The sequence below is a fragment of the Paenirhodobacter populi genome, assembly GCF_004022215.1.
Classification (GTDB): domain Bacteria; phylum Pseudomonadota; class Alphaproteobacteria; order Rhodobacterales; family Rhodobacteraceae; genus Rhodobacter; species Rhodobacter populi.
Genome location: NZ_SAUZ01000015.1, coordinates 39,138 through 48,931 on the forward strand (window position 1 = coordinate 39,138; position 9,794 = coordinate 48,931).

At 65.1% G+C, this 9,794-nt stretch carries 12 protein-coding genes and 1 pseudogene; 9 read left to right on the forward strand and 4 right to left on the reverse strand.

The window, feature by feature from the left end; genetic code table 11:
* Positions 1–23: 23 nt before the first annotated feature.
* Positions 24–1,121: an alkene reductase gene (locus tag D2T30_RS13410; RefSeq protein WP_128209271.1), complete on the forward strand. Its 1,098-nt coding sequence runs from the start codon at positions 24–26 to the stop codon at positions 1,119–1,121.
* A 200-nt stretch (positions 1,122–1,321) separates the two neighbouring features.
* Here D2T30_RS13410 and D2T30_RS13415 read toward each other — a convergent pair whose 3' ends face one another.
* From D2T30_RS13415 to D2T30_RS13430, 4 genes and pseudogenes are all read right to left on the reverse strand, one after another.
* Positions 1,322–1,537 (reverse strand): hypothetical protein, encoded by a 216-nt coding sequence (locus D2T30_RS13415; protein ID WP_380730390.1) that lies wholly within the window; start codon positions 1,535–1,537, stop codon positions 1,322–1,324.
* Positions 1,525–1,808 (reverse strand): annotated as a pseudogene (locus D2T30_RS13420) (hypothetical protein); the annotation flags it as partial. The gene D2T30_RS13415 and the pseudogene D2T30_RS13420, both read right to left, overlap by 13 nt.
* 310 nt (positions 1,809–2,118) lie before the next feature.
* A complete protein-coding gene (locus tag D2T30_RS13425) occupies positions 2,119–2,646 on the reverse strand; it encodes a Fur family transcriptional regulator (RefSeq protein ID WP_338325443.1) in 528 nt (175 codons plus the stop codon).
* A gap of 44 nt (positions 2,647–2,690) precedes the next feature.
* Complete coding sequence (locus D2T30_RS13430) at positions 2,691–3,323, reverse strand: 2,3-bisphosphoglycerate-dependent phosphoglycerate mutase (protein ID WP_241651276.1); 633 nt, start codon at positions 3,321–3,323, stop codon at positions 2,691–2,693.
* A 155-nt stretch (positions 3,324–3,478) separates the two neighbouring features.
* Between D2T30_RS13430 and ahpF the strand changes: the two genes are divergently transcribed.
* The 8 genes from ahpF to D2T30_RS13470 are packed head-to-tail and all read left to right on the forward strand — an operon-like array spanning position 3,479 to position 9,791.
* Complete coding sequence (gene ahpF / locus D2T30_RS13435; protein WP_128209273.1) at positions 3,479–5,044, forward strand: alkyl hydroperoxide reductase subunit F; 1,566 nt, start codon at positions 3,479–3,481, stop codon at positions 5,042–5,044.
* 21 nt (positions 5,045–5,065) lie between these two features.
* Positions 5,066–5,611 (forward strand): peptide deformylase, encoded by a 546-nt coding sequence (gene def, locus D2T30_RS13440; RefSeq protein WP_128209274.1) that lies wholly within the window; start codon positions 5,066–5,068, stop codon positions 5,609–5,611.
* Complete coding sequence (gene map, locus D2T30_RS13445; protein WP_128209275.1) at positions 5,608–6,384, forward strand: type I methionyl aminopeptidase; 777 nt, start codon at positions 5,608–5,610, stop codon at positions 6,382–6,384. Before def ends, map begins: the two co-directional genes overlap by 4 nt.
* Complete coding sequence (locus tag D2T30_RS13450; protein WP_128209276.1) at positions 6,381–6,704, forward strand: cation transporter; 324 nt, start codon at positions 6,381–6,383, stop codon at positions 6,702–6,704. Before map ends, D2T30_RS13450 begins: the two co-directional genes overlap by 4 nt.
* Before the next feature lie 22 nt (positions 6,705–6,726).
* Entirely contained in the window at positions 6,727–7,062 is a 336-nt protein-coding gene (locus D2T30_RS13455) for a hypothetical protein (protein ID WP_128209277.1), read from the forward strand.
* Positions 7,059–7,382, forward strand: a complete 324-nt coding sequence (locus D2T30_RS13460; RefSeq protein WP_206612955.1) for a hypothetical protein — start codon at positions 7,059–7,061, stop codon at positions 7,380–7,382. Before D2T30_RS13455 ends, D2T30_RS13460 begins: the two co-directional genes overlap by 4 nt.
* Entirely contained in the window at positions 7,360–7,674 is a 315-nt protein-coding gene (locus D2T30_RS13465) for a YtxH domain-containing protein (RefSeq protein ID WP_128209279.1), read from the forward strand. The genes D2T30_RS13460 and D2T30_RS13465 overlap by 23 nt, the downstream gene beginning before the upstream one ends.
* Positions 7,671–9,791, forward strand: a complete 2,121-nt coding sequence (locus D2T30_RS13470) for a heavy metal translocating P-type ATPase (RefSeq protein WP_128209280.1) — start codon at positions 7,671–7,673, stop codon at positions 9,789–9,791. The genes D2T30_RS13465 and D2T30_RS13470 overlap by 4 nt, the downstream gene beginning before the upstream one ends.
* Positions 9,792–9,794 lie beyond the last annotated feature (3 nt).

Sequence of the window (9,794 nt, forward strand, 5' to 3'; positions counted from 1 at the left end):
CTCAAGGAAACGGAGCCTTCCCCATGACATTGCCTGCAGATGCAGAGCTTTTCTCGCCCTATGACCTCGGTTCACTCCGGTTGAAGAACCGCCTCGTCATGGCCCCGATGACCCGCTCGCGCGCGGTTGAGGATAATCTGGCCAACCCGCTGGCTGCGACCTATTACGCGCAGCGTGCCGGCGCGGGCCTGATCATCTCCGAGGCCACGCAGGTCAGCCCGCAGGGCGTGGGCTATATCCGCACCCCCGGCATCCATTTGCCCGAACAGGTTGCTGCCTGGCGCGAGGTGACCAAGGCAGTCCATAAGGCCGGCGGCGCGATCTTCGCCCAGCTCTGGCATGTCGGCCGCGTCTCGCATCCCGAATTCCACGGTGGTGCGCTGCCGGTCGCGCCCTCAGCCATCGCGGGCGAGGGGGAGGTCTATATCTCGACCGGCCGGGTGCCACTGGGTGTGCCACGCGCGCTGGAGACCGATGAGATCCCCGGCATCATCGAGGATTTTCGCAAGGCCGCTCTCAACGCCTGCGAGGCCGGGTTCGACGGAGTCGAGATCCACGGCAGTTCCGGCTATCTGCTGGACCAGTTCCTGCGCGACGGCTCGAATATCCGCACGGATCAATATGGCGGCAGCATCGAGAACCGCGCCCGTTTCCCTCTGGAAATCGCCGCCGCCGTGGCCGGGGCCATCGGCGCGGACCGTGTGGGCTATCGCGTCGGGCCGAACCTGAACATTCACGGTATGAAGGATTCCGATCCGAAAGCGACCTTCACCTACCTGGCCGGCGAACTGGACAAATTGGGACTCGTCTATCTTCACGTCGCCGAACCCATCGCCGGCCCCACGGCTTTGCCGCCCGAGGTGGAACGCATCGCCCCGCACCTGCGCAAGGTGTTCACCCGGGGCCTGATCTTGAACGGCGGTTATGACGTCGATCTGGGCGAGGCTGCGGTTTCATCCGGCACGGCTGATCTGGTCGCCTATGGCGTGCCTTTCCTCGCAAACCCCGACCTGCCGGAGCGATTCCGGCAGGGTGCGGCGCTGAACGCGCCCGATTTCACAAGCTTCTATGCGACCGAAAACGGCGATGCGGTCGGATATATCGACTATCCCACGCTTTGAGACAGCGAAGCGCGTTCCGGCAAAGCCGGAGCGTGCCCGACCCGCCGCCCGCTTGTCTGCACTCTGCCGATACTCCCATGGTTCCCGGCTGGCGGGGGAATGCGCGATCTGCGCCAGCCCCTGTCGCCCGCATCTGCACCTGAAGCAGAATGCTGCATACGAGGCCTCCGATCCGCCGAAGTCGCGCCGGGATCCCGTGGTCAGGTCCGGCCGCTCAGAAGGCTGGCGATCAAGCCCGCGATGTCGCCCTCGATCTCGCCGCCTTCCTCTTCCGCCATAACCTTGACGCCGACCACATCCCTCAGCACCCCGACGCCCAGCAGGACTGCCGCGACAAGCGCAGCGTTCCTTTCAGATATTCCTGCCCTTTTGCGAACAAGCAACGGTATGAAATCTTCGGCGATCAAATCGTGCAGAACCCGAGAGGCATCGGCACCGCCCTGTTACACAAATCGGGTGAGGGCCGGCGTTCCCCCTTCCCCGGACAGACTCGTCCCTTGGCTTGCGTGACGGGTGTGCCGAGCGCGTCGAAACTGTTGAGCACCGCGAAACGGACCTGGAACTCCACAGCCTGACGGTGAAGTCGCACGCAGACAGGCTTTGGCCCAGCAGTTTGACACAGTGCATCTTGATCTCGGCACGGCTTCGGCGGTGATACCCGCTCCAACGTCGCCAGATGGTTCGCCCAAACCCTGTAGTCTAGCTCAATGCGATGCCGACAGCACCTTGATCGTCGGGCTGGCTGAATAGCGGCATCGCTGTAGTCAGGCTATCGGCCGCGCTTGCCGGCAGGCACAGACTCCCAGGTCATTGTGGGGTCAAACCACATGATCAGCGACCCCTCGGCGCTTGAGCGCAGCATAGTAGGCAGGCCGTTCCGGATCCTGTAGGCGGGGAGTGTGGACCTACTCACGTCGCGCAGCTACCAAGCTGGATTCACAAGCTGAATCCTGGACGGGATCTGCGCAACAAAGCCGCTTTCTGACGCAACACCAGGTCAGATACCAGCCTTGCCAGAAAGGGGCCGGACGTAAATCTCCAGCCGATGCCCCACGATCTCGAAACCATGCTCCCTGGCGATCTTCTGCTGCAGGATTTCAATCTCGTCGCAGCGGAACTCCACCACCTCGTCCGTCTCGACATTCACGAAATGATCGTGATGCTCCGACCCGCCGGCCTCGTAGCGTGCCCGGCCATCGGCGAAGCTGTGGCGCTCGATCAGGCCATGTTCGGCGAGGGTGTTCATCGTCCGATACACCGTCGCGATGTTGATGCCGGGCTCGACCGCCATGACCCGCCGGTGAAGCTCCTCGGCATCGGGGTGGTCGGGGGACGCGGAGAGAACCCGCAGGATGGTGCGCCTGGGGCCCGTCAGGCGCATGCCCTTTTCCTTGCAGAGTTCGGCGAGTTTCTCTTCCAGATCTTTGGTCATGTGGCCGGATTTCTTGTGTTGGGTTAGCCGGTCAACGCCTTGCGCGGACTTTCTTTTCAGTTTCAGAATAGCAGCGGCGTGCGCAAGGGTCATCACAGGATCGTCGGGAAAGTCTGCACCAGGCCGCCAATGGCGCGCTATCGTAAATCCGGACGGAGCTCCTCCATCGAAAGCATGTCTCCGCTGGCACCGATCCGATAGATCATCGGAACCCCGGTCGCGATCTCCCTGCCGACGATCGCGTCACGGTCCAGCGTCTCGAGTTTCATGATCAGCCCGCGCAAGGAGTTGCCATGCGCGGCGATCAGGACGGTCTTTCCTTGCTGGAGGAGCGGCGCAGCATGGCTGTCGTACCAGGGCAGGACGCGATTGGCGGTGTCCTCCAGGCTCTCCCCCCCCGGCGGAACGACGTCGAAAGAGCGGCGCCAGATGTGGACCTGCGCGTCACCCCACCGTTTGCGGGCATCGTCCTTGTCGAGTCCGGAAAGCTCACCATAGTCACGCTCGTTGAGCCTTGAGCTGCGGGTGATCGTAAGATCGGCGATGCCCATTTCCAGGAGCACGTGATCAAGCGTGTGATAGGCACGCTGCAGCGCCGAGGTGAACCAGAAATCGGGGATTATATCGCGCTGGCGCAGGGCCTTCCCGGCCTGTCGCGCCTCCTCGATCCCACGCGCCGTCAGGTCGGGATCGCGTATGCCGGTGAAGAGGTTTTGCGCATTCCAGGTGCTTTGGCCATGGCGCAACAGGATCAGGGCTCCGGTCATCATGATGCCTTTGGTGAAGAACGATTCTCAGCCTCAGCCTGGCAAGCCTCTCTGATGATACTGCAAATCACTCGCAATATGCTTGACCAAGACAACCTTTTCGCCGAGAAGTCAATTGCGATCCAGTCGCAACAAGATTCGCGCTCCGGGAGATTTCGATGCTCGACGCCAACATGAAAACCCAGCTTCGGGCCTATCTGGAGCGGCTGAAGCGCCCGGTCGAAATCACGACCTTCGCCGACGACAGCTCCGGATCGCGCGAGATGCTGGCCCTTGTGGAGGATATCCGCAGCCTTTCGGACAAGATAACCGTCACGGCGGGTCAGGGGGGCGAGCGTGTGCCTTCCTTCGCCCTGACCACGCCGGGGCAGGATATCCACCTCACCTTCGCGGGCGTGCCGATGGGTCACGAATTCACCTCACTGGTGCTGGCATTGTTGCAGGTGGGCGGCCACCCGCCCAAAGCCGAGCAGGCGCTGCTCGACCAGATCAGGGCGCTGAAGGGCACCTTCCGGTTCGAGACCTGGTTCTCGCTGTCGTGCCAGAACTGCCCCGATGTGGTGCAGGCGCTGAACCTCATGGCGGTGCTGAATCCCGGCATCGAACATGTCGCCATCGACGGCGCGCTGTTCCGGTCCGAGGTCGAGGCGCGGCAGGTGATGTCGGTGCCGACGATCTTCCTCAACGGCGCGCCGTTCGGCGCGGGCCGGATGGGCGCGGAGGAAATCCTGGCAAAGATCGACAGCGGCGCGGCCAGTCGCACGGCGGATGCGATCAATGCGCAGGCGCCGTTCGACGTTCTGGTCGTGGGTGGCGGGCCGGCGGGTGCCGCGGCGGCTGTCTATGCCGCGCGCAAGGGCATCCGCACCGGCGTCGTGGCCGAGCGGTTCGGCGGCCAGGTTCTGGACACCATGGCGATCGAGAACCTGATCTCGGTGCCGCATACCGAAGGCCCGAAGCTCGCCCGCGCGCTGGAAACCCATGTGCGCGACTATGACGTGCAGATCATGAACGGCCAGACGGCGGCGAAGCTCGAAGAAACCGCCGGGGGCTTTTGCGTCACGCTGACCTCCGGCGCGAGCCTGACCTCGACCAGCCTGATCCTGGCGACCGGCGCGCGCTGGCGGCGCATGGGCGTGCCGGGGGAGGAGGACTATCTGAACAAGGGCGTGGCCTTCTGCCCGCATTGCGACGGCCCCCTGTTCAAGGGCAAGCGTATCGCGGTCATAGGCGGCGGCAATTCCGGCGTCGAGGCGGCGATCGACCTCGCCGGCATCGTCACCCATGTGACTCTGATCGAATACGACAAAAGTCTGCGCGCAGACGAGGTGCTGCAACGGAAGCTGCGCTCGCTGTCCAACGTGACCATCCTCACGCAGGCCCGCACCACAGAAGTCAAAGGGGACGGCACCCGCGTCACCGGTCTGTCCTGGGAGGACCGGGCCGGCGGCGAGCTGCGCGAATTGCCGCTGGAAGGGATTTTCGTCCAGATTGGCCTTGTCCCCAATACCGAATGGCTGAAGGGCACGCTTACGCTGTCGCCGCGCGGCGAGATCGTGGTGGATACCCATGGCGCGACCTCTTTGCCCGGGGTCTTTGCCGCTGGAGATTGCACCACTGCGCCCTACAAGCAGATCGTCATCGCCATGGGTGAGGGCGCGAAGGCCTCGCTCGCCGCCTTCGACCACCTGATCCGCCTGCCGGTGGGCGAGAAAGCGGCCTGAGGCCGGGAAAAGGAGTGGTCGATGTTTCCGGATCGAATCCTGCCGATCGACGATCCCCGCTTGCGGCGGCCATCCGAACCGGTCGCGGAGATCGATACCGATACGCGGGCGCTGGCCGCACATATGTTTCGCGTCATGGATGCCGCGCACGGGGCAGGGCTGGCGGCCGTCCAGCTCGGCATTCTCCTCCGGCTGATCGTCGTGGATGTGGAGGACGGACGTGGCGCCCGCCACCGGCTGGCTCTCGCCAACCCCGAGATCGCAGAGGCGGGTTCCGGACAGATCGCCGGGCTGGAAGGCTGTCTTTCGATGCCGGGCATCAGCCAGCAGGTCGCGCGGTCCAAAACGGTCACGGTGCGTTACACCGGGCTTGACGGGCATCGGGTCAGTCTCGTCGCGGACGGGATGCTTGCGGTCTGTCTCCAGCACGAGATCGACCACACGAACGGCATCGTCTTCATCGACCGGATGTCGCGCCTGAGACGGGATCAGGCCCGACGGCAATACGCGCGGAACCTGCGGCTTGCCTCCCGCCGGGACCGCTCATCCGAAAGCGCAATGCAATGACCATCGGCAACGAGGACGATCTGGCGAAACTGCGCGTGATCGGGCGTATCGTCGCCATGACCCTGCAGAAGATGGGCGCGGTGCTGGAACCCGGCATGACCACGGCTGAACTCGACGCCATCGGGCGCGATTGCCTGGAGCGCGAAGGGGCGCGTTCCGCGCCGCAACTGGACTACAAGTTCCCGGGCGCGACCTGCATCAGCGTGAACGAGGAGGCCGCGCATGGCATCCCCGGCCCGCGCCGGATCCAGCGCGGCGATCTGGTAAATATCGACGTCTCGGCGGAACGCGACGGTTTCTACTCGGATACCGGGGCATCCTTCATCGTGCCGCCGGTGATGCCGAACATCCGCCAGCTCTGCGAGGATGGCGAACGCGCGACCTGGGAGGGGATCCGACAGGTCCGGACCGGCCAGCGGTTTTCGGAGATAGGCCGTGCCATCGGCAGTTTCGCCCGCAAGAAGGGCTACAGCCTGATCCGCGATCTGGCCAGCCATGGTGTCGGCAGATCGCTCCACGAATATCCCGATGCGCTGGCGACCTGGAACAATCCCGCTGACAAGCGGATCATGCGCGAGGGCATGGTTTTCACCATCGAGCCGTTCCTGTCTCTGGGCGCGTGGCAGACCGTGCAGGGCGGCGATGGCTGGACGCTCTACGCCATGCCGCCTGCGCCGGTCGTCCAGTTCGAGCACACACTCGTCGCGACGCGGCAGGGGCCTGTCATCCTCACCCTGCGTGATAATGCATTCCAGGGCGGCCTCCTGCAATGAATGAGGATGAACTCCTGGCCGCGCTGAAATCCTGCCGAATCGCCCACCATATTCCGGGCCGTTTGCGTGTGAAGCTCGGGACACATGCCTCGACGGCACTTCCGGGCAAGGCGGAGGCGATTTGGCTTCTGAACCGGCTCCGCAGGCTCGATGGGGTGAAAGCGGTATCGCTGAATGCCCTGGCCCGATCCTGTACCGTCGAATATTTGCCCTCGCTCATTTCGCCCGCAGCCTGGGAAGATTTACTGGCGGGAATTGAATCGCAATCCGCGTCCGCACTTCTTGAGCGGTTTGCCCTGGGCGAAGGAGAACAAGGGTAAAGATGAAAAGGAACAAAGGAAAATGAACCCGATCGTGACATTGGCCGCCGGTATCGTCCTGGGGGCGCTCGGCGTCCGCTATGGATGGAAAGCGGGGCCCCTGCCTGCCCTGCGCAATCGCAAGGATGCGGGGACCGCCCTGATCCGGGACGGGCTGGACCGCGCGGGAAGCCAGCTGCGCGGCGCGGCGATCACCGGACTTTCGGCGGTGGAAAAGCAATCAGGCCAGTTGCGCCAGAAACTGGAGGGAGAGGCCGCGGCACCCGAACCCGAGGCTCCGAAAAAGGTCAGCCGCACGAAGCGCAGCCCCCGCAAACCGACGACCGGCGCGCCCGCGGGCGGGAAGACGGAAGCGTGAAAAAGCGGCGCAAACGGGACAGGCGAATGCGCGCGGCGCGGACGGCCTTCATCCGGGGAATGGTCGCGACCGGCGTGCTGGCCGTGACTGATGCCGGGGGCAGATCGCTGTCGCGCGCGGAAGTGCGGCGGGCGCTGAAGGCCGGGATCGCGGTGGCCGGCGGCACGATGGTCGCCGAGGCACTGGAGCGGGACGAGCCGGTCAGGGCGATGCTGGCGCTCGCCGGCGGAATCGCGGCCGCCATGGCGGTGGACGGGTTGCTGCAGGCGACGGATCGGGAACAGGAGCAAGAGAGCGATGGCAAAGAAGAAATCGGTTAAGAACAAGAAGAAGAACGGCAAGATCCGCTATGTCGAAGTGGCGCCGCAGAAAGGCGGGGTGCTGGGCGGGCTGAAGTCGATCCTGCCGGAGACCGCTTCGGGGCAGTTGCTCGCGGGCGTGCTGATCGGCGGCGCGATCACCTGGGCGCTGAGCGACGAGAAGCTGCGAGAGAAGATCATCCGGCAGGGGGTGCAGACCTTCGGCAACCTGGCCGGTGCGCTGGCCGAGTTGAAGGAGCAGATCGCCGACATCCAGGCGGAAGTCACGGCCGGACAGTCCGGGGACGCATGACGCAGGCCAGTTTGCTGATGCAGGCGGAGCTGGTGCACAGCCTGCCTGCCCGTGCGCGGTTCCGCTGCCGGTTTCACGGGGTGCCCGACTGGTCCGGTCTGGTCGCCGCCGCGGAGAGGATTCCGGGCGTTGAAAGCGCGCGGGCCAGTGCCCGGGCGCGCTCGCTCGTCCTTGCTTTCGAGCCCTCGCTGACGGACCCGGTCCGGCTCAAGGGCGCGCTTCTGACGCTCGCACCGCAATCGGGGCCGGATGTGCGGTTAGCAGACACCGATACCGGCGGTGCCCGCGATGCGCTGATCGCCAGTGCGATGGTGCTGTTCGGGATCGGCTGGCTGCCGCGCGCGGCGCAGCTTGCGATCTCGGTCGCGGCCGCCCGCACGCTGTTTCGGGAAGCGGGCGAGGATCTGGCCCGGGAAGGGATCACGTCCCGGGTGCTGGAAGGGCTGGCGGTTGCGATTTCGCTGGCGAGGGGGGACTTCGCGGTCGCGAACACCACCGGCTTCCTGCTGTCTCTCGGCGAATATCTGAGCGAGACGACGGCCCGGCGTTCTGACCTGCTGTTGCGCGATCTGTTGCGGCCCGTGCACCCCGTGGTCTGGGTGATGCGCGACGGGCAGGAGATCGAGATACCCGCCGATGAGGTCGTGATCGGCGACATTGTGGTCGTGGCCGCGGGATCGGTCCTGCCGGTCGACGGGCGAGTTCTGTCCGGCCTAGCCAGTGTGAACGAGGCCGCGCTGACCGGCGAGGCGACGCTGGTCGAAAAGACCCGGGGGTCGCGCGTTCTCTCGGGCTCTCTGGTTCAGGACGGGCGGATCGCGATCTATGCCGAAACCGTCGGAGCCGGGACGGTGACCGCGCGGATCGCGGATTATGTCGAACGCTCGCTGGCCGCGAAGGGGCAGATGCAACTGGATTCCGCCCGGCTCGCCGATCAGTTGGTGCCCACGATCCTGCGGGTGGCGACCGGATCCTTCCTGATCTCGGGCGACTGGCGGCGTCCGGCCTCGGTGCTGCAGGCGGATTACTCCTGCGCGCTGAAGCTCGCGACCCCGATTGCCTTCCGGTATGCGATGTATGGGGCGGGGCAATCCGGGATCCTGATCAAGGGCGCGGATGCGCTGGAACGTCTGGCCGAGGCCGATACCTTCGTGTTCGACAAGACCGGGACGCTGACCACCGGCGTTCTGGAGGTGACCGATGCCATCGCCTTCGACGATGATTTCAGCCCCGAGGACCTGATCTGCCTCGCAGCCTCGGTCGAGGAGCACTACGCCTTTCACCCGCTGGCCATGGCCGTCGTCGAGGCCGCGCGTGCCACCGGGCGAAACAAGCATTTCGACCATCAGGAAGTCGAGTTCATCGTGGCACATGGCGTGGCGAGCATGATGGAGGGCAAGCGCATCGTCGTCGGGTCGCGCCACTTCGTGGAGGATGACGAGGGGATCGATTGCAGCGCGCAGCGCGGCATGATCGACCGGCTGTTCGACGACGGCAAAACCGTTCTCTTCGTGGGCTTTGGCGGGCGTCTTCTTGGTATCATCGGGCTCGAGGACACGCTGCGGGCATCGGCCGGTGCGACCATCGCCCGGCTGCGGGAGCTGGGGGCAAGACGGATCCTGATGCTGACCGGGGATCGCGACGACCGCGCGGCGGAGATCGCGGCGATGCTCGGGCTTGATGGCTATCACGCCGATCTCCTGCCCGAGGAGAAGGCCCGCATCATCGGACAACTCGCGGAGTCCGGCGCGCGGATCGCCTTTGTGGGCGACGGCATCAACGACGCGCCGGCGCTGGCCCGCGCCCATGTCGGGATCGCGATGAACCGGGGCGCCGATATCGCCCGGCTGACCGCCGACATCGTGCTGCTGGAGGATGATGTGACCGGGCTGGCCGACGCGCTGATGATCGCGCATGAGGTGATGGAAATCATCCGCCTCAGCTTCCGGCTGACCATCGGGCTGAACACCAGCATTCTGGCCGGGGCGGCGACGGGGCTCTTGTCGCCGCTGGCAACCTCTGTCCTGCACAATGGCAGTACCATCGCCATCCTGCTCAATGTCCTGCGGCGCAGGATCGGGCCGCGTCATCCTGCCGCCCCGGCGCTCACGGGCTGACGG